Source organism: Zooshikella ganghwensis DSM 15267 (assembly GCF_000428585.1).
GTDB classification, from domain to species: domain Bacteria; phylum Pseudomonadota; class Gammaproteobacteria; order Pseudomonadales; family Zooshikellaceae; genus Zooshikella; species Zooshikella ganghwensis.
Genome location: NZ_AUAF01000044.1, coordinates 1 through 25,072, shown reverse-complemented (window position 1 = coordinate 25,072; position 25,072 = coordinate 1). Strand labels below are relative to the sequence as shown.

Sequence of the window (25,072 nt, the reverse complement as noted above, 5' to 3'; positions counted from 1 at the left end):
TATGCATTATACGTATAGAGTATAAAAATATAAGTAAATATTCTTTTTAAGAATAGATCTAAACCGCTACATTTACCAGAGCAAACAGGGCATATGTTGCTAATGTTTACTTCCCGCTCACTATTTATAACCTTAGACCATATTTGATGGAAATTTTGCTTTATATCCTTACAGGTGCATTTGTTGGTTTGGCGGTAGGTTTGACGGGAGTTGGTGGTGGTTCTTTGATGACCCCTCTTCTTCTTTTGTTTGGTTATCCTCCCCACATCGCCATAGGTACTGACTTATTATATGCATCGCTAACTAAAGCCAGTGGCGTTTATATTCACCACCGACAGCGGACCATAAATTGGCGCGTAGTGGCAATACTGGGGGCTGGTAGCTTACCTGCAGCTGGCTTAACGATTCTTGTACTTCATTACTTTTTTACTGACAGCCAGGCGTACAGTCATTTGTTGACCTCTAGCTTAGGCGCCATGCTGATGTTAACAGCATTGGTATTGCTCGCTAAGAAGTGGTTAGTTCCCGCAAGGTCTCAGGCAGGGCATAATCAGCTGTCTTTTTATCAGCGACATACACCATTGTTGACATGGCTGATGGGCATTTTGCTTGGTACTTTTGTAACCCTGTCATCAGTGGGGGCTGGTGCTATTGGCACCGCTATATTATTAGTGCTTTATCCGAGCTTAATGTCGAGCCGAATTGTTGGAACTGATCTAGCACATGCTGTTCCTCTTACATTAGTAGCAGGTCTTGGTCATGTGTTTTTAGGTAACGTAGATTTTCACTTGCTCTTTAGTCTATTAATAGGTTCATTACCTGCGATTTATGTTGGTACCCGTTTAGGCAGTCGACTACCTGATCGAGTCATGCATCCTGTGCTGGCAAGTACCCTTCTGGCTCTGGGCGTCAAGTATGCATTTTTCTAATGGTTTTGCTGTTGGTCCTCCTCCGTGGGAGGCTCATTAGCAATACCATGGGGAACATGGCCCGTCGTCACATGCTCTCTTGCTGACTCACAATGAACTGTTTGATCATCAAAAAACACATCTGCATGGAACGCTTTTAAAAAGGCTGCCTTAGTCAGTCCTCCTAAAAATAAAGACTCATCAAGCCGAATACCCCACTCTCGTAGTGTTTTAATCACGCGCTCATGAGCAGGTGCAGAACGAGCAGTGACCAGAGCGGTACGAATTGGACATTCATTAACAGGAAACTGCTGTTGTAAATTATGCAGTGCCGATAAAAATGCTTTAAAGGGACCACCAGACAATGGTTCATTGGCAGCTGCTTTAGCTTTCTCGCTGGCGCTGAATGCTGCCAAGCCTGATGATTTATAAATACGCTCTGCCTCATCAGAAAAGATGACTGCATCCCCATCAAAAGCAAAGCAAAGCTCTCCTTCATCAGCCTGAGGTGTCTTGCGTGCGGTGGGTAGAATGGTAGCAGCCGCATACCCTGCTTGCAGAGCACTACTGACATCTTCTGCATGGGTAGACAAAAAAAGGTGGCAACCAAAAGCAGATACATAACGGTAGGGGCTGCGCCCGCCACAAAATGCAGCGCGCTCAATAGGCAGCTGATAGTGGCTAATTGAGTTAAATACACGTAGCCCAGTGTCAGCAGAATTACGGGACAATAAAATCACTTCAACCTTGGGATCTCCAGGTAGTTGTTGATTAATTGATAGTAATTTTTTGACTAATGGAAAGGCCTGACCAGGAGTCAATATTTCATTCTCATGGGTAATTTGGTATTCGGAATAGGCATCTAATCCTTGATTTAGGAAAATTTGGTGGCCTTCATCCAGATCAAATAAGGCACGAGATGAGACAGCGATAACTAGTTTTTCGTGTGGTGTCGTCATATGGATGAGCCTGGGTATAGGTAGTTAAATTACTTTAAATACTCTATGTAACTTATTGATATTTAATGTTTTAAGGTGAATTTTTCTGGTCTAAAAACGCAAGCTGTTGGGCAATGACTCGGGTTTTAGCCATATCAAAGCCTCGTTCAGCAGCGGTTCGAATAGGTTCCCAATAAATGCTTTCCAGCTCCAGTGGTCGCTTATTTTGATAGTCTAATAGCATGCTGGGCTGGTAATCAGCCATTTTGTCAGTGGCATGTAGTAGTACCTGAGCATAGCTGGGCTGGATCGTAAATCCACAGTGATTAGCTGCTGCAATCACTTCTTCCATTAACTCTACTAAAAGATCACGGCAATGACGATCAGTGAGTAAGCCTTGGGTTGATTGCTGCAAAACAACAGATAATCCATTGAAGGGAATGTTCCAGACCAGTTTTTCCCAGCGGGCCTGTAATAGGTTGGGGGTGAAATGAATGGATATGCCGGTGTTGGCAAACAGCTCTGCAATATCCCGCATTTTAGGGGTAATACCTGCTTCCTGCTGCGGGTTGTATTCACCTAAGCGAATGGCTCCCTGATCAAGGTGAAGAATATGCCCTGGACCAATTTTGCTACAGCAAATAAAACAAAGGCCACTGAGTAAACTGTTATTGGGATAGTGTTGTGCCAGGAACTCCTCTGCACCAAGCCCATTTTGTAATAGTAACAGTGTGGTTTCAGGTTTAAGTAATACATCAAGTATTGGTGCTAACTGCATGTTTGCTGTCGTTTTTAATGCAACAATCACTACATCACACTGTGGCATATCGGCAGCCGATTTGTAGGCATTGACTTGAGGCAGTTGGAAATCTCCAAGCACAGAATCAATCCTGAGTCCATTACGCTGCACATGGTCAAAATCACTGTGTAATAAAAAGTGTACATCATGACCCACGTTGGCCAGTAAGCCTCCATAGATACCACCAATTGCACCAACGCCAACCACAGCAATTTTCATAAGCATCCTTTAGTATGTTTATCGTTCAGTTACTTGGTAATTTAGTTCTTCTCGTTATAATGCGCTTGTATTATGTGTTTCGTAAAGGTCAAAAGGAAGCGTTAAGCATTGAGTAAAGCGTTGTTTGATTTAACAGCACTTCGTCCTGCACTGACGGAGCAACATACGATTATCACGCCAAACCGTCGTATGGCTGCAAAAATTCATGCAGCTTATGCTCAAGAAAAGGTTGCAATGGGACTTCATGCTTGGCCAACTCCCAGAGTAATGGCGCTTGAAGCCTGGCTGCAAAGTCAGTGGGCGCGGTTGGCTGATTTAGGTTATCGACCTGCATTGACCCGAACACTACTCACTGAATTTCAAAGCCAGTTGATGTGGGAGCAAATTTTACGCCAGGATGACGACGCAAGTGCACTATTGCGCGTTACCTCAACTGCACATACGGCACATAATGCCTTTAAACAGCTGGTTTTATGGCAAGTTGCACTCGATGATAATGAGTTAGCGACTACCTCAGAGGGTGTCATGCTCCAACGATGGAGTGTCAAATTTTTAGCGCAGTGCCAGCAGCAACACTTGCTACCTATCGTTCAGCTTGCAGAAGTACTTACAAAAGCCTGGCACCAGCAATGGTTAACTAAATTAAGTGATATTTGGCTAGTGGGCTTTGACTCTTTGGCACCTTTGTATCAAGCCCTTTTTCAGGTGGCAGCAGATGCTGTCCACGATATTCGTCCTACCTGTGAGTCAGAAACTAAAGCGTTAGCCTGCTTACCCCGTTTTCATGATGAGTTACGGGTAGCTGCTCAGTGGGCGAAGTCAGTGTTAGCTGAAAACCAAGAGGCCATGATTGGTATTATTGTGCCGACCTTAAGTCAGTGCCGAGACCAGGTTGAGCGGATATTTCAGCAGGTATTTGAGCCTCAGTACATGCTGGCCGATACAGCCCGCTATACCCTGCCCTTTAACTTTTCCGCGGGCACGCCACTCAGCCAGCAACCCATCGTGGTTGCCGCACTCATGATGTTACAGCTCAACCGGCCCCAATTATCCACCAGTGTTTGGCAAGCACTATTTAATACACCTTTTTGGCGAGTGTCTTTATATGAAGAGGGCTTCCTTGCGTACTTTTTGAGAGAGCTGGCTGACTTGCAGCAAGAACAGCTTTCTACTTCGCTGGTGCGCTACCGAAGTCAAGCCAGTTACTCCCGCTGGCATCAGCTGCAACAATTGAATCCACAAGGCGACTTGCTTGCCGAGCCTACCTGCTACTTAACCCAGCAGTTGCAGCGCTTTGAACAGCTGAAAATTGAGCATCAAGGTGGTTTTCAGGTGCACAAACAGTGGCCAAGCCACTGGGCAAAACTATTTGCTAAGCAGCTTGCACTGCTTGGCTGGCCTGGGGAGCAGCGGTTAGATAGTGTTGAGTACCAGCAGGTTACTCGTTTTTATGAAGCCCTTAAAAGTTTTGCTGGGCTTGATGGCTTTACTGAAACACTGTCATTGCCTGAGGCACTGGCACTGCTGCAGCGCCAGTTGCTGCAAAATACCTTTCAAGCCCAAACCAAGGATTCTCCCATTCAAATCTTAGGCGCGCTCGAAGGTGCGGGTTTACGTTTTAGTCATTGCTGGTTAGTTGGCTTTGATGATAGCCATTGGCCTCCCGCCCCAGCCCCTAACCCACTGATTCCAATTGCGTTGCAAGTTAGATTGCACATGCCTCATGCTTCTGCTGAGCGAGAGTTGATGTTTACCCAGTCTCTGATTTCAGGTTATCAGCACAATGCTCAGCATGTTGTTTTCTCATATGCAAAACATGAGGGGGAACGAGAACAAGCGCCCTGCCCGTTACTTAACGACTTGCCTACTTTGGATGTTAACCGTTGGCTGAAACCTATTAATGACTATACCGAGACACTCCTTGCTCAACATCACTTAGAGCGTTGGCGGGTGGATCATAGTGCGGGAGTGGCACAGCCATCCCAAGTAAGGGGGGGAAGTCGGATCTTACAAAATCAAGCACTATGCCCATTCAAAGCCTTTGCTGAGCACCGGCTGCGCGTAAATCCATGGCCTCAGGTAGTGTTTGGTATTACACCTCAGGATCGAGGCCAGTATCTGCACCAGGCACTGGCCTTTTGCTGGCAACAGCTAGGTAAACGTCAGGAGTTGATTGCATTAACTGAAGCACAAGAGGCTCAGCTCATTGATGCGGCTATTGCAGAAGCGTTAGAGCAATTCCGTAAGCGCCAACCCCAGCTGTTGACTCCTCGCCTTTATAAAATGGAGCAGCAGCGGCTCAAGGAAACATTATTCCAGTGGCTTGCTTTAGAAAAAGCTCGGCCTGATTTTGAGGTAGTGGTTATTGAAAGGCGCCGTCGTTGTGAGTTTGCAGGACTGCCTCTGCAGCTGCAGGTTGATCGCATTGATCGCTTAGCTGATGGTACTTTACTGTTAGTTGACTACAAAAGTAGTGCCAGCCAACTACAAAGCTGGCTAGGTGAGCGACCTGATAACCCTCAGCTGCCCTTGTATGTTTTGCAAGCTAAGCAGCCAATCACCGCGCTAGCCTTTGCTGAAGTGCGGCGAGGATTGTGTCAGTGGCAAGGGCTTGCAGCAACCGAGGTTGGTATAGAGGGCATAGATCCTTTAACCGCTAAAAAACGCCGGATCGCCCTACCCGCTCAGTGGGATGAGCTTATTAAACAGTGGCAAACCAACCTTACGGATTTAGTAAAAGGCTTCTTGCAAGGTGATACTCGTGTTGAACCCAAGCGCCCTCAAGTTTGCCAACAGTGTCAGCGGCAGTCTCTGTGTCGAGTGCAGGAGCTGTCATTATGATTCAGCCAGCTGATATTCAAGCTCGGTTAGCCGCACTTGATCCTGCCCAGTCGTTTGCAGTGACTGCACCCGCAGGCTCTGGAAAAACCGGTTTATTGACGCAGCGGGTATTAACATTACTGGGTGTTGTGGAAAAACCAGAAGAAATTCTATGCATTACTTTTACCCGTAAGGCGGCAGCAGAAATGCGTGTTCGTATTCTCAACGCCTTACGTGAGGCTGCTACCACCTCTTGCCCTAAAGATCCCTACTTAGCCCAAACCTATCAGCTTGCTCGTCAGGCCTTGCAGAAAAATGCCACTATGGGCTGGCAGTTACTGGAAAATGGCAATCGTCTGCGTATTCAAACTATTGATGGGTTTTGTGCCCAACTCGCTCGGCAGTTGCCTATGCTGTCAGGTTTTGGAGGTATGCCAGATATTGTTGATAGTGCCCAAGTCCTCTATGAAGACGCTGTTAAACGTTTGCTGGCGGAACTAAATAGCCAAGATGTGATTGGTGACGATATCGCTTTATTGTTGGACCACTTAGATAACCGGATGGATCGACTGCAGCGACTATTGGTGAGTTTGCTGGAGCGCCGAGATCAGTGGTTACAGTTTATGGTAGCGTGTCATCAGGATGAGCAGTTCCAGGCCAAGTTGGAACAGGCTATTTATCAGGTTAATTGTCAGCTGTTATTGGAGGTAAGAGAAAAACTTACACCCTATGACAGTGACCTGGTGATGTTAGCTGATCAAGCAGCACAGCAGCTGGTGAGTGAAGAACCTGATCATACCCAGGTTGTATGCCTGGGCATGGTAGAGCTCCCCAAAGCCGAACCAAGCCACCTTGCTCAATGGCTTGGGCTGGCTGATATGTTATTAACCCAAAAAGGCCAGTGGCGGAAGTCGGTTACGAAAAAGCAAGGCTTTCCTACGGGAAAGACGAAAGCAGAAAAAGCACAGTTTGAACCACTGAAACAGGCAGTCAATGCGTTATTAGCAACCCTTTCTGAACAGCCTGGTTTAGCCGATGCTTTGCAGCAAGTGAGGAGTTTGCCACCGGTTAGCTATGCACCTCATCAATGGCAGGTGATAAAGGCCTTAAGTCATGTTTTGCCCCGTTTAGCCGGGCACTTACTATTGGTTTTCCGTGATCAAGGGGCGGTGGATCATAGCCAGATCACTGAAGCTGCATTGGTGGCTTTGGGTCAGGATTTAACACCCTCTGACTTAGCATTGCGCTTGGATTATCAGATAAAGCATATCCTAGTGGACGAGTTTCAAGATACTTCATCGCCGCAGTTTGCGCTGCTAGAGCGACTGGTGCAAGGCTGGACAGCTGATGATAGTCGTTCGTTGTTTATTGTGGGCGATGGAATGCAGTCCTGTTATGGCTTTCGCGATGCTAATGTAGGGCTGTTTTTGCGAGCCCGAAGATATGGTGTGGGTGACGTGTCATTAACCCCTTTGCAGCTCACTACAAACTTTCGCTCTCAAGCAGGTATTATTCACTGGGTCAATCAGGTTTTTAAACAAGCCTTCCCTGCCCAAGAAAATATTCCCTTAGGTGCCGTTCAGTACAGTGCCTCCACACCATTTTGCCCGGCATTAGATGACAGACCAGTTCTGTGTATGGGGTGTGAAGATAGTTCTCGGCAGCTAGAAGCTCAGCAAGTCACTCAGCTGGTGCAAAAGCATTTAGATGAAAGGCCACGGGAGACGATTGCTATATTGGTGCGCAACCGAAGTCACCTTAGAACGATTATTCCCTCTCTCCAGCAAGCAGGTATTCGCTGGCAGGCTACAGATATTGACCCTTTAGCCAGTCGCCCTCTGATTCTTGACCTGTTAAGTTTGACGCGGGCACTGACGAATGCTGCTGACAAGCTTGCGTGGTTAGCTGTGTTAAGAGCACCATGGTGTGGTTTAAACCAACAAGACTTGGAAACCATTGCTCAAGTAGCAAGTAAAACGGTTATTCAAAGTATTGAAAGCCCAGACATCATGCAGCGTTTAAGCCATGATGGTGTATTGCGCTTGCAACGAGTTGCACCTGTATTGGCTAAAGCTTATTTACAACGTCAACGTAAGCACTTAGTCGCGCTGGTGCATGGTTGTTGGTTAGCTCTGGGCGGGCCAGCCGCTACGCTAGATTTGGTGACATTAAATGATTTAGATGCTTTTTGGCTGGTATTAGACGCTATGCCTTCATCGGCGATTAAGCCATTTAATCATATGGAGCTTGAAGAAAAGGTTGCGAAGCTTTACGCACAAGCAGATCCTGAAGGTGATCCTCGAGTGCAAATTATGACCATTCATAAAGCTAAAGGCTTGGAGTTCGATACCGTCATTTTGCCGGGGCTGGAGAAAAGAGGCCAGGCTGACAGCTCATCTTTACTGTTGTGGCAACAGCGTTTAAGTGAAGATCAGCAAGCAGCTTCCTCTCTCTTGATGTCCCCTTTGCATCGTTATGAAGATGAACAAGGTGACAAGCTTTATGAATTCATCCGTCAACAGGAGCAGCAAAAGCAACGGCTTGAGTCGATTCGAGTGCTTTATGTCGCCTGTACTCGTGCTAAAAAACAACTTTATTTGCTATTTTCTGGTGAGCAGAATAAAGAGCCAAGTAAAGACGCTTTGCTTGCTTGTATCTGGCCGGCTATTCGGCACCAGATTCAGTGGCAAGCGTTGCCCGCTTCTGATACAGCCCTCGCATCTAAACAGATAGAGAGCGGGCAGTTTTTGCATCGACTGCCTGCTGATTGGACTTGCCCTAGTTTACCGAGGGGGCAGTTGTTAAAGGCTTACCGTGGTGAAGAGTACGATGATGAAGAGAATCTACCTGAGTTAAATTGGGATGATGTGCCACGCCATGTGGGTACGGTTGTGCACCGGGCGCTTTACCACATTACGATTACAGGAATAGAAAAAATTAAGTCCCAAGCTAAAGCTTACTGTGATCAGCGGCAAGCGGTTTGGCTTCAGCATTTGCGGCAATTGGGTGTTGGACGAGAGGACTATGATCGGGGGCTGCAGTCTGTTAGGGCTGCGGTCACTAAAACGTTGCAAGACCCTCAAGCATTGTGGCTGCTGGATCATTCTCTGGAAGACAGTCAATGTGAATACCCGATTACTATGCAAGTTCGAGGGAAAATGCTGCACTATGTTGTTGATAGAACATTTATTGATGCTGCGGGTACACGCTGGATTGTCGATTATAAAACAGTTGAGTTTGATGCACGAACTGGCTCGCTTGATAATTTAATTCAGCAGGAAATTGCAGAATATAAATCTCAATTACAAAATTATGTACAAACGTTTCAATTAATGGAGTCGCGACCAACGCAATCAGCGCTTTATTTCACCAATATTTCTCGTTTAATTAAGGTCTCTCTATAGCTTTTCATCGTTTAATAAAGTTTTTTTAGAAAAAATGTCATCATAGACTCTTTTTATTGCACATGTTTTATTACAATGAATTCACTTGGTGCTGATGAGCCAAGAAAAACAAGATAGGGTGTAATAAACAAATAGGAATCATGATGTCTAAGTTACCCATTGACGACTTAAATGTTGTCGCACAGGACTTATTGATAACACCAGCCCAGTTGAAGCGTGATATACCGTTATCTGATAAAGCTTATGAGGTTGTAGATCAAGGTCGCCAGACTATTCGAAATATTTTGGATCATACGGACCACCGGTTAATGGTTGTGATTGGTCCTTGTTCGATTCACGATACTGAAGCTGCGGTTGATTATGCTCATCGTTTGAAGAAGCTGGCCGATGCTGTGTCAGATACACTCTATCTTGTTATGCGTGTCTATTTTGAGAAGCCTAGAACCACGGTAGGTTGGAAGGGCCTCATTAATGATCCTTATTTAAATGATTCCTTTAAAATTGAAGATGGACTACACATCGGTCGTAAACTCCTGCTGGATGTGGCTGAAATTGGCCTGCCAACAGCCACAGAAGCCCTTGACCCAATTTCTCCACAATACTTGCAGGACTTAATCAGCTGGTCTGCTGTAGGAGCAAGAACAACTGAGTCCCAGACTCACCGAGAAATGGCAAGTGGTTTGTCCTCTGCGGTAGGCTTTAAAAATGGCACAGATGGTAGTCTTACTGTGGCAATCAATGCTTTGCAGTCTGTCTCAAGTCCTCACCGGTTTTTAGGTATTAATCGAGATGGTCAGGTAGCGATTATTCATACCCGTGGTAATCCATATGGGCACGTGGTGCTTCGTGGAGGTAATGGTAAGCCTAATTATGACTCAGTAAATGTCGCGCTGTGTGAGCAAGCATTAAACAAGCATGGTATTTCCCCCAACCTGATGATTGACTGTAGTCATGCCAACTCAAATAAAGACCCAAGCTTACAGCCGTTAGTAATGGAAAATGTGACGAACCAAATCATTGATGGTAATGAGTCAATTATTGGTTTGATGGTAGAAAGCCATATTGGCTGGGGTAGTCAATCCATCCCTGATAGCTTGGATGATTTGCAGTATGGTGTATCTATTACAGATGCCTGTATTGACTGGGAGACTTCGGAGAGCAGCTTGATTGAAATGCGCAACAAGCTGAAAGACATTTTACCAAAGCGTAATGCAAAGCAGGAGTAACATGACGATGGGCTTGTCTATCAAGCCCTGAACGCAAGTCTTTTCTAAGCTAAATTATTGAAGCAGTGAAAGTTGTTGAGGGGAAATCTCGGTGGAGAGTTCCTCTTGCTGCTCTTTTAATGCCTTAGCTTTTTTGACGGCATGAGGCATGTTTTCAATTCGACGTAATAATATTGCCTTACAGATAAGGCACACCTCAGACATGCGTTGGTTAGTAAGCACGTCAGCAAAGGTAGCATGTTGAATTACTTCTGTACAAAGCGTGCGATTTCGTTGCCCTTCTTCAATGTCATAGTTTGATTCCACAAGGTGGTGCTCATGACTTTCGGGGTCAATAATCACAAAGTAATCAGAAAGTATACTCTGCTTGTAGCGTTTCACCGTATCGTCTGTCATTCCTGGCAAAAGGCGGCTAAGATACACGATTTATTGTCTTTTGAATAGACTACAGTTAATCCAACCTGGCACGTTGGTTATTACTAAAATGTTTCATCAATCTTTTCAATTATGAGCAAATCTAATTTTTCTCGTCCGCTCTATATTACACCTGAAGGTGCAAAAGCACTTCAAGAAGAGCTTGACTACTTGTGGCGTACTAAGCGTCCTGAGGTCACTCAGGCTGTTGCAGATGCTGCTGCACTGGGTGATCGTTCTGAGAATGCTGAGTATATTTATGGAAAGAAACAGCTGCGTGAAATTGATCGTCGAGTGAGGTATTTAAGAAAACGGTTGGAACATATCAAAGTTGTTGATAGTCTGCCGGAGCAGCAGGACAAAGTATACTTTGGTGCTTGGGTTACTGTGGAGGATGAAGATGGCGTTCAATCTCGCTATCGGCTGGTAGGCACAGATGAATCTGATGCAAGCCGTGGCTTGATCAGTATTGATACGCCTGTTGCGCGTGCGATGATCGGTAAAACATTGTTTGATGAGGTTGATTTGGTCCTGCCGGCTGGCCATAAGACAATTACGATTGTTGCAATTGACTATATTCCTCCAACATAAATAGTGGCTGGCTGGGGAATTAAAAATTGACTGTATAGCAATAGATGATCTATCACTACCGGTAACAAAATGAGTGCTTGCCAGTTTGAGTTGAAACAGTATTCGAATAGTGATGTGTGATTATAGAAAAGATGGGCGAATTGATTAGTTAAATTTTAATAATTTTATACGATAGTTTTAGTTTTGTTTGAAAAAGGCGATGTTTACACGTCTTTAATTTGGTTTAGTGGTTTCGTTACATAATTTTATCCACTTGTTGATAAAAATGTATGTTGGCAAGTGATGCACGTATTAGAGAAATTATGCAGTAGTCGACATAACAACGAGAATTGTTTAACAAAATGCTTGACTAATTCACGCTAAATATAATCAAATAACCAATGTCTTATTCACTTAGGCATTTATAAGCTTAGCCTAAAATGTAAGACACTTTTTTTACGAATAAAAAGTGTGAATAAATAATTAAAAATATAAAAAATGATCTTCTTCTAAGGGAGGTGTTTGCTTAGATAAACTTCTGAGCTGTGTGAATAATAATAACAATTAAGGAAAATATAATAACAACAAAGGATCAATTTATGAAAATGTCAATTAAGCTAAGTGCGTGGTTATTTGGCGCTACTTTAGTTGTTTCATCGGTTTCTAGTTTTGCTACAGAAAAACACAATGCTACACACTATACAAAAACTCGATATCCTATTGTTTTGGTTCATGGGATGTTTGGTTTTGACTCTGCTCTGGGTGTAGATTATTGGTACGGCATCATATCTGACTTACGTCGAAGTGGTGCTGAGGTTTATGTAGCTCAAGTGACAGCGTTGGAAGACAGTGTTCGTCGTGGTGAAGAACTATTGCATTATCTTGAAGAGCTTAAAGCGATAACAGGGCATTCAGCATTTAACCTGATTGGCCACTCTCAAGGTGGTCCCACCAGTCGTTATGTTGCTGCAGTGCGCCCAGACCTGGTTAAGTCTGTATCATCGGTGGGTTCTCCCCATAAAGGCAGTAAAGTGGCTGACCTGCTCATGTCTAAACCTGCGGGTAATTTAGGCGATAAACTGGTGGAAAAGATAGCCAATGGTTTAGCAAAGCTTATTGGTATTGCATCTGGCTCTTCTCAAGACAAGCAAGATTTTCAGCGAAGTCTCTCCTCTTTAAGTACTTATGAATCAGCATTGTTTAATGCCCAGTTTCCTGCGGGTATTCCATCATCTTTTTGCGGTGAGGGAGAATCGTTGGTTAATGGAGTGCGTTATTACTCTTGGGCAGGCAGTTCAAAGCTGACGAATGTTCTTGACGCCAGTGATTATGCGTTGTCTGCAACAGGGCTGGCTTTTTCAGAAGAAAATGATGGAATGGTTGCCCGTTGTAGTAGCCACTTGGGACGTGTTATTCGGGATAATTTTAAGATGAACCATTTAGATCAAATAAATCACTTTTTTGGTATCCACCACTTATTTGAGACAGATCCGGTGACAGTTTATCGTCAGCACGCTAACCGGCTTCAGCTTGCAGGATTGTAATATTTTGTATCGAGGTCGTTAGTTTTGTGACATTACTAAGTGTTTAGTTGTCATTTCAGTTCAGTTTCATTACGATACGTAAAAAGTGATCACTATGGTAAGGCAGTCCATGACATCACCAACTTGTACAACTGTAAACCCTGATCATATGAGAGAAAATGCACGTACCGCTGTAAATTTTCTCAAGGCAATAAGTAACGAAAATCGACTTATGATTTTATGCTACTTGGGGGAAAGGGAGTTTTCTGTTTCGCAGTTGAATGACTGTCTCGATTTGAGTCAGTCAGCCCTCTCACAGCATTTAGCTGTACTGCGCAAGGATGGTCTGGTGACTACGCGCAAAGAAGCGCAAACAGTTTACTACTCTTTAGCCAGTGAGGAAGCCAAAGAACTCATTAGCTTACTGCACAAACTATTTTGTCCAGCCCCTGTTTCAGCCGTTACTTCAGAACTTCCATCCACTTCTCCAGCATCGGTAAAAAGTTATGAAGTAGTTTAATAAGTTAGTTTTGGCGTTCTTATTGATCAGGACTAACGCATAATAAAAACGTTCACATACTTGCACTTCATGTTATTTCACCCAGTGAATCAATGCTGGGTGAAATAACGTAAAAAAATTTAGGTTTTTGAGTAGATCTTATATTTATCGTAGGTCATGTGTCTTGTAATAGTAATTTAAATTCAAATAGAAGCTTGTATTAAATTGCTTTTTTAAGGCCCCTACGTTATTAGTCAAAATTTCAAATGGTTTATTGGCTAATTTCATTTCTTACTAAAAAAACAAATTGAACCAAAGTGTATTTTGGCTGAAAACGGGATGTATTTATAAACTATTGCTACTCCTGTTTTAGTAGTAGGCTTGTGTTGTATCAGAGTGATCAGTGACATCTCTTACCCCTTTAAGCTCGGGTATACGTTCTAAGAGGGTTTTTTCTACACCTTCTTTTAGGGTTAAATCAACCATGCCACACCCCTGACAACCCCCTCCAAACTGTAAAACAGCAATATCCTCGACAATTTCGACAAGCTCAACCCGTCCACCATGTGCAGCAAGTCCAGGGTTAATCTCAGTGATGAGAATGTAATTTATACGTTCATTCAAAGGGCTGTCTTCGCTGATACGAGGCACTTTAGCATTAGGTGCTTTGATGGTGAGCTGGCCACCAAAGCGGTCTGTAGCATAATCAACTTCTGCTTCCTCAAGGTACGGCTCACTGTCACCTTCAATCCAGGCACTGAAGCCGTTTAACGGCATTTCAATATCGCCAGCCTGTTGTTCATAGGGCTTGCAGTAAGCGATGCAGGTCTCAGCGTAAGGCGTTCCGGGTTGTGTGATAAAAATGCGGATACCAATCCCTTCCACTTCCTGCTTTGCCAGTAGTTCTGCCAAGTATTCTTGGGCTGACTCAGTAATTGTGATATTCATTGATAGCTCTCAGTAACACACTTCAGACTAGTTCACGTTCTAGTTAGACAGTGTATAGCAAGTTCAATTCCGAGTAAATTGATCGGGTATTAATGGGCGACAGTTTACTACTAAAACATCGCCTTATTATTGGGGATTTTGTTAGAATGCCTAGCTTTGCTTGTGTATCGCAAGTGAGTTACCGGCTGTGAAGTGTTAGCAGATCTTTCCAAGGCTATGCCGATTGTTAACCCGTCTTCAGGAATAGGATAATGACAGTTATAAACCAACGCACCACATCGTTAATGGACCAGTTACAGCAACGGATTTTGATTCTGGATGGTGCAATGGGAACCATGATTCAGACTTACCGTCTTGAAGAATCTGATTATCGTGGTGCACGGTTTGCTGATATTGATCGAGAACTGAAAGGCAATAATGACCTATTGTCATTAACCCAGCCAGATATCATTTTTGCTATCCATAAAGCTTATCTTGAGGCGGGAGCCGATATTGTTGAAACCAACACATTTAATTCAACGCAGGTTTCCCAAGCTGATTATGGTCTTGAGTCATTAGTCACTGAACTCAACTACGAATCTGCTCGATTAGCCCGTCGGGCGGCAGATGAAATGACAGCGCTCACGCCAGATCAGCCCCGCTTTGTGGCAGGTGTGTTGGGCCCCACAAGCCGGACAGCAACTATTTCTCCAGATGTTAATAATCCTGGTTTTCGAAATATCACCTTTGATCAGCTGGTGTCAGATTACACAGAAGCCACAAAAGCACTGGTTGCGGGTGGTGTCGATATTATTCTGATTGAAACCGTCTTCGATACCCTTAACTGTAAAGCGGCGATTTATGCAGTGCAAACCCTGTTTGATCAAACAGGGGTGAATTTACCCATCATGATTTCAGGGACAATAACCGATGCGTCTGGTAGAACGCTTTCTGGACAAACCACGGAAGCATTTTGGAACTCTGTTGCTCATGCTAAACCACTAAGTATCGGCTTAAACTGTGCGCTTGGGGCTAAGGAGTTACGCCCCTACCTTGAAGAACTGGCGCTGAAAGCCGATACCCTGGTGAGTGCACACCCTAACGCGGGGTTACCCAATGAGTTTGGTGAGTATGATGAGTCTCCAGAGAGCATGGCTGAGGTTATCGAGGAGTTTGCGCAAAGTGGCTTTGTAAATATCATTGGTGGTTGCTGTGGTACTACACCAGCGCATATTCGTGCGATTGCCGATACAGTGGCTAAATACCCTCCTCGTCAACGGCCAACGCTTTCTGTGGCGTGTCGCCTTAGTGGCTTGGAACCCTTCAATATCGAAGCTGACAGCCTGTTTGTGAATGTCGGTGAACGGACCAATATTACGGGGTCAGCTCGTTTTGCACGACTTATCCGTGAAAACGATTATGAGACTGCGCTAGAAGTCGCCCGAGACCAAGTGGAAAATGGTGCGCAGATAATTGATATCAACATGGATGAAGGCATGCTTGACTCCAAGCAAGCCATGATTACGTTCCTGAATTTAATTGCTGCTGAACCGGATATTGCTCGGGTACCGTTGATGATTGACTCCTCCAAGTGGGATGTCATTGAGGCCGGACTGAAATGTGTACAAGGCAAGTGCATTGTAAATTCGATTAGTTTGAAAGAAGGTGAAGCCGATTTTATCGATAAGGCTCGACGTTGTATGCGCTATGGAGCCGCAGTTGTGGTCATGGCGTTTGATGAACAAGGCCAGGCAGATACAGCAGTACGTAAAATAGAAATTTGCCTGCGATCCTATGATGTTTTGTTAAATAAAGTTGGCTTTTTGCCTCAGGATATTATTTTTGATCCCAATATTTTTGCGGTAGCAACAGGGATTGAAGAGCACAATGATTATGCCCAAGCTTTTTATGCTGCATGTCGCTATATAAAACAGCATTTACCCCATGCCCTGATTTCAGGTGGAGTGAGTAATGTTTCATTTTCATTCCGTGGAAACAATCCTGTCCGTGAAGCCATTCATGCTGTTTTCCTCTACCACGGTATTCAAGCTGGTTTAGACATGGGCATTGTCAATGCGGGGCAGCTGGCCATCTATGAAGAAATCCCCCAAAAGCTCCGCAATTGTGTGGAAGATGTGGTATTAAACCGCAATGAAAATGCTACTGAAGCATTACTGGAAGTAGCTGATGAGTTTCGTGGTGATGGGACAGCTACATCAAAATCTGTTGAGGACTTAAGCTGGCGGAGTTTACCTGTTGAAAAACGGTTGGAGCATGCGTTGGTTAAAGGTATTTCTCAGTATATTGTTGAGGATACAGAAGCAGCACGATTAGCAGCAGATCAACCCGTTGAGGTGATAGAAGGTCCTCTGATGTCAGGTATGAATGTGGTCGGTGACTTGTTTGGTGCTGGGAAAATGTTTTTGCCGCAGGTGGTGAAAAGTGCACGCGTGATGAAGCAAGCTGTCGCTCATTTAGTGCCTTTTATTGAAGCAGAAAAAAGTGAAGGCGCAAAAGCCAAAGGCAAGATCCTAATGGCGACAGTAAAAGGTGATGTGCATGATATAGGTAAAAACATTGTTGGGGTCGTTTTGCAATGTAATAACTATGAAGTGATTGACCTGGGGGTGATGGTGCCCTGTGAGAAAATTCTGCAAACTGCCCGTGAACATAATGTTGATATTATTGGTTTAAGTGGTTTGATTACGCCATCACTTGATGAAATGGTGCATGTGGCTAAGGAGATGCAACGCCAGTCATTTAATATACCCCTGTTAATTGGTGGCGCCACAACCTCAAAAGCACACACTGCAGTCAAAATTGCGCCTCAGTATGAAGGGGCAACGGTTTATGTGCCTGATGCATCGCGAAGTGTGGGCGTTGCTACTCAGCTGCTAAGTGCACAACCTGAGCAGTTTGTGGCGTCAATTAAAGAAGACTATGACACTGTGCGTGCCCGCAACATGGGACGCAAGCCAAAAGCTGGCCCTGTCGCTTATTCGAATTTGGCGGCGCATAAACAGGTGATTGATTGGGCTGCTTATACACCACCCAAGCCTGCTTTTACTGGGGTGAAAGTGTTTAAAGATTATGATTTAAAGGCATTAATTCCCTATATTGACTGGACACCTTTCTTTATTAGCTGGGACTTAGCGGGTAAATACCCAGCTATTCTTCAGGATGAGGTGATGGGCGCTGCAGCCACTCAGTTATTCAATGATGCACAACAGATGTTAAAAAAACTCATTGATGAGCAACTGATTAAAGCAGAAGCGGTAATAGGTATTTGGCCTGCTGCTCAGCAAAATCATGATGATATTGTGGTGTATGAAGATGAGCAGCGTGCTTCCGTTAAGGCACGTTTGCATCATTTACGCCAGCAAATTGAAAAACCTCAAGGCAAACCACAACATTGTTTAGCTGATTATATTGCGCCAGAAAACAGTGGTGTTGACGACTATGTCGGTGGGTTTATTGTGACAGCAGGCATTGGCGCGGAAGAACTTGCCCGCCAGTATGAAGCTGCCCATGATGATTACAACAGCATTATGGTTAAAGCCCTTGCCGACCGGTTAGCAGAAGCATTTGCTGAGCATATGCATGAGCGTATTCGCAAAGAGTTTTGGGGGTATGCTGCAGACGAGTCTCTGGATAATGAGGGGCTGATTAAAGAGCGTTATCAAGGTATTCGCCCTGCTCCAGGTTATCCTGCTTGCCCTGATCATACTGAAAAAACAACTCTCTTTGCGTTACTAGAGGCTCAACAACACTCAAGTGTGTCATTGACTGAGCACTTTGCAATGTTGCCTGCGGCATCAGTCAGTGGCTGGTATTTTTCTGCTCCAGATGCTCGATACTTTTCCGTTGGAAAAATAGCACGAGATCAAGTTGAGTCTTATGCTAAGCGCAAAGGTATGACAATTGAAGAGGTTGAACGTTGGCTGGCACCTAATTTAGGTTATGAGCCTTAATCACACATGAGCTACTCCTCCATTTGCGACAGCCTCATTTTGGGGGAGTAAAAAATGTTTCCTTATCGTATTAACTTACCTTAAATAGTATCTTTTCGGTTTCGACTGATACCTTATTATCTGCCCGGTTTAAAAAGTAGATTGAAGTACTGTCCTATAAGGCAAGATAACGCACTAAGGATTAGTCGAGCGCTCATCGCAAGTATTGGGGGTACGGTTGCAACGTCAACGCATTCAAACCATTTTATGGCTCGGTTTACCTATCATTGGTGGCATGTTGTCACAAAGCTTGTTAAACCTTGTCGATGCTGCAATGGTTGGGAGCTTAGGTGAAATTTCACTGGCGGGTGTAGGGATTGCAAGTTACGCAAATTTTATGTGCGTGTCATTAGTGACTGGTCTTTCATCGGGAGTCCAAGCACTTGTCGCTCGGCGCAGTGGGCAGCAGCGTACAGCCGAGTGTGCTCAGCCACTTCATGTTGGTTTACTCGTCGGAGTTGCCGTTGCATTACCTGTCAGCATTGTTATTTACATGTTTGCACCCTGGTATCTGAAGCTGTTGAATTCTGACCCGGGTGTGCTTGCAGAAGGCATTTCCTATTTCGAGTGGCGGGTTTTGAGTGTGGCTGCGGTGGCCTTTAATTTTTCGTTTCGAGGGTTTTGGAATGGCATCAATCATTCCATGATATATCTTCGCGCACTCCTGTTTATGCATATTATTAATGTCATTCTGTCGTATAGTCTTATTTTCGGTTGTTTTGGTTTACCTGAAATGGGTTCAGCTGGTGCAGGGTTAGGTACAACACTAGCAATGTATCTGGGCAGTGCTATTTATGCCTGGATGACATGGCAGATGGGGCGTCGTCACGGATTTTTGCAGTGTTGGCCTGATCGGCGAACCTGGGCTGGAGTACTTAAACTGACGATACCTACCTCATTACAACAAACTCTGTTTGCTGCAGGGATAACCGCAATGTTTTGGATCATAGGACAAGTGGGGAGTCATGCCTTGGCAGTTGGGCATGTACTGGTCAATCTCGCATTATTCCTCATTCTTCCTGGTGTTGGTTTGGGTATGGCAGCCACCACGTTGGTGAGTCACTCGTTGGGTGAAAATAAGCCAGATCATGCCTACCAGTGGGGATGGGATACTGTCAAAATAGCGGGTGGAGTTCTCATTGTATTAGGTATCCCCTTTTGGCTTTTTCCTGACTTGATTTTGAGCTGCTTCATTTATGATGAGCAGATACGAGCCATGGGTATACTACCTTTGCAGCTTACTGGGCTAACGATGGTGTTGGATGCTACCTCATTAGTGTTGACTCAGGCGCTACTCGGGGCCGGAGCAAACAGGACAGTACTTAAAATTGCTGTGTCTATGCAATGGCTATTTTTCTTGCCGCTGGCCTGGGTATTTGGTCCTTATCTGGGGTATGGCTTAATAGCAATTTGGCTCTTACAGATTATACAACGTACGTTAACTTCAGTGATTTATGGCATTATTTGGTCGCGTCGCCATTGGGCGAGTATCCGTTTATAACGTCGCTATTTTACTCATATTTTCAGTCTTGCTAACGAGCTGTGAGACAATTCATTATTATCAACAAGCTGCTTTTGGTCAGTTAGAGGTTATTCAACGCCGCAAACCTGTCGTAGAAGTTATTAATGCGACAGATAATGTACGTCTTCAACAACAGTTAGCACTGAGTCAGCAGTTGTTGCACTTTGCTGACCAGCAGTTGCGCTTACCTGTAGAAAATAGCTACCAGCACTATGCTGACCTTGAACTCCCTTATGTTGTTTGGAATGTTTTTGCGGCTCCAGCCTTATCGCTTGAGCAGAAAACCTGGTGTTATCCCTTGGTCGGTTGCCTGGCCTATCGTGGTTACTATCTTGAAGCAGATGCTATGGAGTCTGCTGCTCAGCTGCAGGTCCAAGGGTTTGATACCTATGTGGCAGGTATTAAGGCGTATTCTACACTAGGCTGGTTTAATGATCCGCTACTCAATACGTTTATACACTTTCCTGAAGCTTATCTTGCTGAATTACTTTTTCATGAAATTGCCCATCAATGGTTGTATGTTCCTGGTGATACAGATTTTAACGAGAGTTTGGCAACCGTTGTTGCGCTTGAAGGCGTTAAGCGTTGGTTTCAGCAAGCTCATGCTGGTGATGCACCATTAAAGCCTTTACAAGGTCGGCTGCAGTTTGAGGATGAATTTACCCGTTGGTTATTAGGTTATCGTCAGCAATTAGGTGCCTTGTATCGAAGTCATTTACCGGATGAGCAAAAGTTGCAGCAAAAAAAGCGGGTTATCGCTGCGATACAGCATGACTATCATCAGCTACGTCAAGGCCCCTGGAAGCAGTGGCCTGCCTATGATCAATGGATCACATCAGGGCTGAATAATGCGAAGCTGGCTTCTATAGCCAGCTATTATCGATGGGTGCCAGCACTACAAGTCCTATTAGCACAACAGCAAACACTCTCTTCGTTTTATAAAGCCTGTGAGGCACTAGCAGAATTAGATCAAGCTGACCGAGAGGCAAAACTCATGAAGCTTGCTCCAAACGAGTAATGTCCCGCCTCCCCTATTCTTAATCCGTTGAGTCATCTTGTTGATGACGGCGCAAAAGTTTGAGTTCAGCCTCAATATGCCGCAGCTCTCGAAGCTGGTGCTCAAGCTGATCATGACGCTCTTGAATAACAGAGAATTGACCTTTGAGTTGACCCAGCTGAACGTGCATTTCTTGGCGGCGTTCTTTTTCTTGCTGTAAAGTTTGAAGGGTTTGTTGATGCTGTTCGGTCAGTGAGTCGAGGGACTTTTCTTTTTCCTGCAGTCGTTCCTGAACAATAGCTAAGTCTGCTTGGGTTCGAACCAGCTGGCTGTTCAGTTCATTTTTTTGTTTGCTCAGATCAGACACTTCTTGTCTCAGTTTATCGTTTTCCTGTCCACTGCGTTTTTCCTGCTCTCGTTGTGCCCGACGTGACTCATCCAGTTGTTGATAAAGCTTGTTTTCATTCGCTTCATAAAGGTCACTGATTCGCTTCATTTCATCATGAAGTCGTTTATTTGCGGTATGTCGTTCATCTTCAACTTTGCGTTGGAGCTGCTCAATAGAGTTTTTTAATAGTTGATTTGTTTGTAGTTCAGCTTCATAGCGCTGTTTAAACTCTAAACGTTCTGTTTTTAGCTGACTGAGCTCTGTGCGTTTACGGTCAATATGACGTTCTCGCTCAGATACCGTATCTCTTAGCTCCGCCAATTTAGCATGCATATTAGCCAGCTCATCACGCTGTTTGTCCTTATCCTGCTGGAATTGAGCTTGTTTCTCTTTTTCTTTCGTGAGCTCTGCGTGTAAGTCTTCATTTTGTTTCGCAGCTTCTGACTGAAACTTTTCTTTGAGCTGAAGACACCACTCATTTAATCCTGCTAGGAGTTCATGGTCTAGGTACTCAAGGCCATTGAGCCGGGCATTAAGTACCTTCCATTCTTGTATCCATGGCCCAAGTTTGGTGAATGATCCCCCCGTAATAGCTTGTACATCAGCTTGTTTTACATGGCCTGTTTCTTCAAACAACTTCTTACAGGCAGTAAAGACTGCCTCACGTGTAACTGAGCTTGCCATAGCGCTTCGTGTTCTCAATAAGTGTTTGTTTTAGTTAAGTATAGTCTTGTTTGGTTGATTATTAATCAGCTTTGGTTGTAAATAATTATATTACTATTTTTAGTAAATAGTAATACGTAATATCAAATTAAGTATTATATTATCTTATAAGCAAAAAAATAGCCGATAACAGAAGTTATCGGCTATTTTTTATTTGGTTTAGTATTAATCGCGTATCAGCACGTATTTAAAAGAGCTAGAGGCTTTGTAATAAAGATGGTAGAAAGGGGTATATGTATTAGTAAAACTTAATTTTGGAATAAGTGAAGCGTTGAGCCACTGAGCTTGAATATTTTGGTGAAGGGCAGTTAAGAAATGGCTAACCTGAATGCTTCAGCATATTGATCTAAAATACCATTATCTTCACCACAAAAGTTGGGTAGTTTTATTAAGCGATTATTCTCAGTGATCGTTTTTTCAAAACTGCCTGAAATGATCTGGTCTAAATCGCCACACCCTTTGGGGTATCGACCAACCTCTTTATACCATCCTTCAGTAAAAAAAGGTTGTTGATGCAGTAGTGGGTAACGTGGTCGAGTTACATGACAACCAAGTTGCTGTAGTGTTTGAAGGAGGTTTTCGGGTTCTCTTTCACTGTACCTAATAATAAATTCAAAATAGACTCGTTGAATATTGCTTGATGGGATGAAGCAGTCAAAACCCAACGCTTGTAGTTTATGAGAAAGGTATTGATGGTTTGTATTACGTAGTTGGTTATTCTTCTTAAGTTTTTTAAGCTGACTAACACCAAGCGCTGCGGCGAGTGAAGATATTCGGGTTTTAACTCCAAACCCTGTAGCGGCAAATCGACGTTGAGGAGTTGTTAATTCATTAATACGTGAAATGTCCCCAAGACAAGTAGCTCTTTCATAGTATTCATAATCGTCAGTAATGAATATACCACCTTCGCCTGCTGGCGCTAACTTATCCCCTTGTAGGCTAAATACAGAAACATCACCAAAAGCTCCACAGAGTTTGCCGTTGTATTCAGCGCCATGCGCATGTGATGCATCTTCAATGATCTTAAGGTTATGTTTTCTAGCGATGTAGCTAATTTCTTCAACCTTACAAGGAAGTCCCCAGAGGTGTACGATAACAACAGCTTTGGTCTTTGGCGTTATTTTTTTTAGCATATCCTCTGGGTCAATCCCTAGTGTTTCAGGCTCACTTTCACAAAAAACAGGTACCAGACCTAGCCATATAAGTGGCAGTACTGATGCCCAAAAAGTTGCTGTAGGTACCAGAACTTCGTCGCCAGGAGATAAACCAAGACTAAAGAAAGCCGCCAATAAACCTGATGTTCCATTATTATGAGCTAAAGCATATTTACGTCCGGTAAAAGTTTTGTACTCATTTTCAAGAACTTGAATGATGCTGCCTTTAGAGATCGTGCCACTTCTTAGCACATCAATGACAGCTGACTCATCGCTTCTATCTAAAATTGGCCAGCGGGTAATTTCTGAATGACTTTTCGTAACAACTTTTTTCATTATGGAAGGAAAGCCTTGTCGTCGTTTATTCGATTCAATGGCATAAACGTACATTGAACGCACTTATGCATTATAGTGTCCAGTGCTGTTAAGGAAAAAGAGAATACTATGGGGATGGGAATAGAGTAATTATGAATCTGCTATTTGTCGTTATTCAATCTTACTAGAATAAAAAATTATGATTGTTTGGAGACAAAAAAAGCCTGGTTAACGTTTGCTGAACTGGTCGCCGTAAGGATACGGCAACCAAGCCTTTAGAGAGGTATAGTTTTGTTGAAGTGACTAACGGCTAAGCTAATTTTTGTTGAAATAAATAGGCCCTGCAATTTTGTTAAGGTTATTATCGAGTAAATAAGCTTTAAAACGGCCTGTTTCTGCGATGGTCAGGTTTAACTCTCCACGATGGTTTGGAGTATATCCCCAAATATAAGCAGTATCTTGATCTGGGGTTTCATTTTCACGATAGACGCCTACCCATGTATATGCCCCTCCTCCACTATAACTGAAAGTATAGCTATATTCATCGAGAGATTTGATTTCGAGATAGTCAGGATGATTGCTATTTGCTAAAAACTCAAAGTGGCCATGCTTAGCAAAATGGTCAGATAAATACTGGCTTAACAGGTATCCACCCTTACCATTATTATCATTCGTTTGTGGACTCATAAAGGGTATGACTTTCGCGTAGCTGGATACTGGCTGTTTATGCTTTGTGGAATAAAGAACATAATCAAGGGTACCAGTGCCACCTTCAGCATCACTGTTTCTTGTTTCATCATGGCTGTTGATGAGTACAGCATCTGTTGGGTAGGATGGATTAGCAGCATTGAGTGAGTCTAACATTTGGGTATAGATCGACTTATGCTGAAACACATTCATATCTCCAGCGATGATGACTGCTTCATTCGCAGGAATTTTCTGTTTAGCAATAAAATTACCAAGCTCCGTAACTTGTGCCATTGTTTTAATATCTGCTGTTTGCGCTTTATCCCAAAGCAGATGGGTGCCAAAAACATGATAAGGTGTGCCGTGCTTTAATATTTTGACATACCAGGCACCTTTGTATTCTTGATTAAATCCACATGGACACTGTGTATAAGTGATTGAGTCTTTTATTTCTTGATCATGGCTATCAGTTGCAATAGGCCATTTACTTAAAATCACAACGCCACCGTCATCCTGAAATGTTTGGTCTTTAGGTAAATTCAAAGGACCAGTCCAAAAAGGATGTGTTTTTTGCAAAGCTTCACGCATGTCATTACGGTATTCGTCATTGAAGGCTTCTTCTAATACCACGATATCGAAGGGAGCTAAATGAAATGGAATTTCATTTTTTCGATAGCTGGCTTTATTGGCCACACCTCTTGGCATCCACGTATTGTAGTTGATGACATCAATAACATTTTCTTTGGTTGCATCTTCCAATACTGTGGACACTTTTTGGCTGAGAGTCGTAGGTTGTACCAAAGATAGAAACTGCGAGAATGCGGTTATCAACGTCGTATTGTCACAGGAATCTATCTTTGGAAAGCATAGTAAAAACGGTTTTACGCTCAATGTCCAACGTTAATAAACCTCAACGCACATTTATAGCCGCATTGTTGACGACATTAATCGTATTTCAAGGCAAGGCAACCTATAGAAATATGAACCGTTACAGTGATATGAGTGAAAAACGTTTTAGCCGTTGGTATA

Annotated in this window: 17 protein-coding genes; 10 read left to right on the top strand and 7 right to left on the bottom strand. The window is 43.7% G+C overall.

The genetic code is table 11. The features are described 5' to 3' along the window. The first annotated feature begins 146 nt into the window (after nucleotides 1-146). The gene (locus F607_RS0111680; protein ID WP_027708233.1) at nucleotides 147-929 is read left to right on the top strand and encodes a sulfite exporter TauE/SafE family protein; all 783 of its coding nucleotides are present in this window, start codon (nucleotides 147-149) and stop codon (nucleotides 927-929) included. Here the strand turns inward: F607_RS0111680 and F607_RS0111675 are convergent. Together F607_RS0111675 and F607_RS0111670 are read right to left on the bottom strand one after the other, a co-directional pair. Further along, complete coding sequence (locus tag F607_RS0111675) at nucleotides 926-1,867, bottom strand: 5'-nucleotidase (protein WP_027708232.1); 942 nt, start codon at nucleotides 1,865-1,867, stop codon at nucleotides 926-928. The genes F607_RS0111680 and F607_RS0111675 overlap by 4 nt on opposite strands. Nucleotides 1,868-1,937: 70 nt before the next feature. Beyond that, complete coding sequence (locus F607_RS0111670) at nucleotides 1,938-2,864, bottom strand: putative 2-dehydropantoate 2-reductase (RefSeq protein WP_211233632.1); 927 nt, start codon at nucleotides 2,862-2,864, stop codon at nucleotides 1,938-1,940. 108 nt (nucleotides 2,865-2,972) lie between these two features. On the opposite strand from F607_RS0111670, the gene F607_RS0111665 reads away from it, so the two are divergent. The 3 genes from F607_RS0111665 to F607_RS0111655 all read left to right on the top strand — a co-directional run bounded on the left by F607_RS0111665 (nucleotide 2,973) and on the right by F607_RS0111655 (nucleotide 10,314). Then, entirely contained in the window at nucleotides 2,973-5,705 is a 2,733-nt protein-coding gene (locus F607_RS0111665; protein WP_027708230.1) for a PD-(D/E)XK nuclease family protein, read from the top strand. After that, entirely contained in the window at nucleotides 5,702-9,088 is a 3,387-nt protein-coding gene (locus F607_RS0111660; protein ID WP_027708229.1) for a UvrD-helicase domain-containing protein, read from the top strand. The genes F607_RS0111665 and F607_RS0111660 overlap by 4 nt, the downstream gene beginning before the upstream one ends. 143 nt (nucleotides 9,089-9,231) lie before the next feature. Next, entirely contained in the window at nucleotides 9,232-10,314 is a 1,083-nt protein-coding gene (locus tag F607_RS0111655; protein ID WP_027708228.1) for a 3-deoxy-7-phosphoheptulonate synthase, read from the top strand. A 54-nt stretch (nucleotides 10,315-10,368) separates the two neighbouring features. Here F607_RS0111655 and F607_RS0111650 read toward each other — a convergent pair whose 3' ends face one another. Next, nucleotides 10,369-10,737 (bottom strand): hypothetical protein, encoded by a 369-nt coding sequence (locus F607_RS0111650; protein WP_157365442.1) that lies wholly within the window; start codon nucleotides 10,735-10,737, stop codon nucleotides 10,369-10,371. 84 nt (nucleotides 10,738-10,821) lie between these two features. On the opposite strand from F607_RS0111650, the gene greB reads away from it, so the two are divergent. The 3 genes from greB to F607_RS29360 all read left to right on the top strand — a co-directional run bounded on the left by greB (nucleotide 10,822) and on the right by F607_RS29360 (nucleotide 13,341). Further along, nucleotides 10,822-11,319, top strand: a complete 498-nt coding sequence (gene greB / locus F607_RS0111645; RefSeq protein WP_027708226.1) for a transcription elongation factor GreB — start codon at nucleotides 10,822-10,824, stop codon at nucleotides 11,317-11,319. Nucleotides 11,320-11,897: 578 nt separating this feature from the next. Beyond that, nucleotides 11,898-12,842 carry a lipase family alpha/beta hydrolase gene (locus tag F607_RS0111640; protein WP_027708225.1) on the top strand — a complete coding sequence of 315 codons (945 nt, stop codon included), beginning with the start codon at nucleotides 11,898-11,900 and terminating at the stop codon, nucleotides 12,840-12,842. A 109-nt stretch (nucleotides 12,843-12,951) separates the two neighbouring features. Next, on the top strand, nucleotides 12,952-13,341 hold the full coding sequence (locus tag F607_RS29360) for an ArsR/SmtB family transcription factor (protein WP_084611214.1): 390 nt from the start codon (nucleotides 12,952-12,954) through the stop codon (nucleotides 13,339-13,341). Between the two features lie 348 nt (nucleotides 13,342-13,689). Here F607_RS29360 and nfuA read toward each other — a convergent pair whose 3' ends face one another. Beyond that, entirely contained in the window at nucleotides 13,690-14,268 is a 579-nt protein-coding gene (gene nfuA / locus F607_RS0111630) for a Fe-S biogenesis protein NfuA (RefSeq protein ID WP_027708224.1), read from the bottom strand. 251 nt (nucleotides 14,269-14,519) lie between these two features. On the opposite strand from nfuA, the gene metH reads away from it, so the two are divergent. The 3 genes from metH to F607_RS29355 all read left to right on the top strand — a co-directional run bounded on the left by metH (nucleotide 14,520) and on the right by F607_RS29355 (nucleotide 20,797). Then, on the top strand, nucleotides 14,520-18,218 hold the full coding sequence (gene metH / locus F607_RS0111625; RefSeq protein WP_027708223.1) for a methionine synthase: 3,699 nt from the start codon (nucleotides 14,520-14,522) through the stop codon (nucleotides 18,216-18,218). A gap of 217 nt (nucleotides 18,219-18,435) precedes the next feature. Further along, entirely contained in the window at nucleotides 18,436-19,758 is a 1,323-nt protein-coding gene (locus F607_RS0111620; protein WP_027708222.1) for an MATE family efflux transporter, read from the top strand. Beyond that, nucleotides 19,712-20,797: an aminopeptidase gene (locus F607_RS29355; RefSeq protein ID WP_084611213.1), complete on the top strand. Its 1,086-nt coding sequence runs from the start codon at nucleotides 19,712-19,714 to the stop codon at nucleotides 20,795-20,797. Before F607_RS0111620 ends, F607_RS29355 begins: the two co-directional genes overlap by 47 nt. Nucleotides 20,798-20,816: 19 nt before the next feature. Here F607_RS29355 and F607_RS0111610 read toward each other — a convergent pair whose 3' ends face one another. The 3 genes from F607_RS0111610 to F607_RS0111600 form a co-directional block, all read right to left on the bottom strand. Further along, entirely contained in the window at nucleotides 20,817-21,848 is a 1,032-nt protein-coding gene (locus tag F607_RS0111610) for a coiled-coil domain-containing protein (RefSeq protein WP_027708221.1), read from the bottom strand. A gap of 347 nt (nucleotides 21,849-22,195) precedes the next feature. Further along, nucleotides 22,196-23,377, bottom strand: a complete 1,182-nt coding sequence (locus tag F607_RS0111605) for a DegT/DnrJ/EryC1/StrS family aminotransferase (protein ID WP_027708220.1) — start codon at nucleotides 23,375-23,377, stop codon at nucleotides 22,196-22,198. Between the two features lie 294 nt (nucleotides 23,378-23,671). After that, nucleotides 23,672-24,802 carry a sphingomyelin phosphodiesterase gene (locus F607_RS0111600; RefSeq protein WP_038291127.1) on the bottom strand — a complete coding sequence of 377 codons (1,131 nt, stop codon included), beginning with the start codon at nucleotides 24,800-24,802 and terminating at the stop codon, nucleotides 23,672-23,674. Between the last annotated feature and the right edge of the window lie 270 nt (nucleotides 24,803-25,072).

Bases quoted from the DNA above. Each gene is read 5' to 3' on its own strand.
- F607_RS29355 (WP_084611213.1), top strand. From the start codon at position 19,712: ATGGCATTATTTGGTCGCGTCGCCATTGGGCGAGTATCCGTTTATAAC.
- F607_RS0111675 (WP_027708232.1), bottom strand. From the start codon at position 1,867: ATGACGACACCACACGAAAAACTAGTTATCGCTGTCTCATCTCGTGCC.
- nfuA (WP_027708224.1), bottom strand. From the start codon at position 14,268: ATGAATATCACAATTACTGAGTCAGCCCAAGAATACTTGGCAGAACTA.
- metH (WP_027708223.1), top strand. From the start codon at position 14,520: ATGACAGTTATAAACCAACGCACCACATCGTTAATGGACCAGTTACAG.
- F607_RS0111605 (WP_027708220.1), bottom strand. From the start codon at position 23,377: ATGAAAAAAGTTGTTACGAAAAGTCATTCAGAAATTACCCGCTGGCCA.
- F607_RS0111670 (WP_211233632.1), bottom strand. From the start codon at position 2,864: ATGAAAATTGCTGTGGTTGGCGTTGGTGCAATTGGTGGTATCTATGGA.
- F607_RS0111640 (WP_027708225.1), top strand. From the start codon at position 11,898: ATGAAAATGTCAATTAAGCTAAGTGCGTGGTTATTTGGCGCTACTTTA.
- F607_RS0111610 (WP_027708221.1), bottom strand. From the start codon at position 21,848: ATGGCAAGCTCAGTTACACGTGAGGCAGTCTTTACTGCCTGTAAGAAG.
- greB (WP_027708226.1), top strand. From the start codon at position 10,822: ATGAGCAAATCTAATTTTTCTCGTCCGCTCTATATTACACCTGAAGGT.
- F607_RS29360 (WP_084611214.1), top strand. From the start codon at position 12,952: ATGACATCACCAACTTGTACAACTGTAAACCCTGATCATATGAGAGAA.
- F607_RS0111660 (WP_027708229.1), top strand. From the start codon at position 5,702: ATGATTCAGCCAGCTGATATTCAAGCTCGGTTAGCCGCACTTGATCCT.
- F607_RS0111680 (WP_027708233.1), top strand. From the start codon at position 147: ATGGAAATTTTGCTTTATATCCTTACAGGTGCATTTGTTGGTTTGGCG.
- F607_RS0111655 (WP_027708228.1), top strand. From the start codon at position 9,232: ATGTCTAAGTTACCCATTGACGACTTAAATGTTGTCGCACAGGACTTA.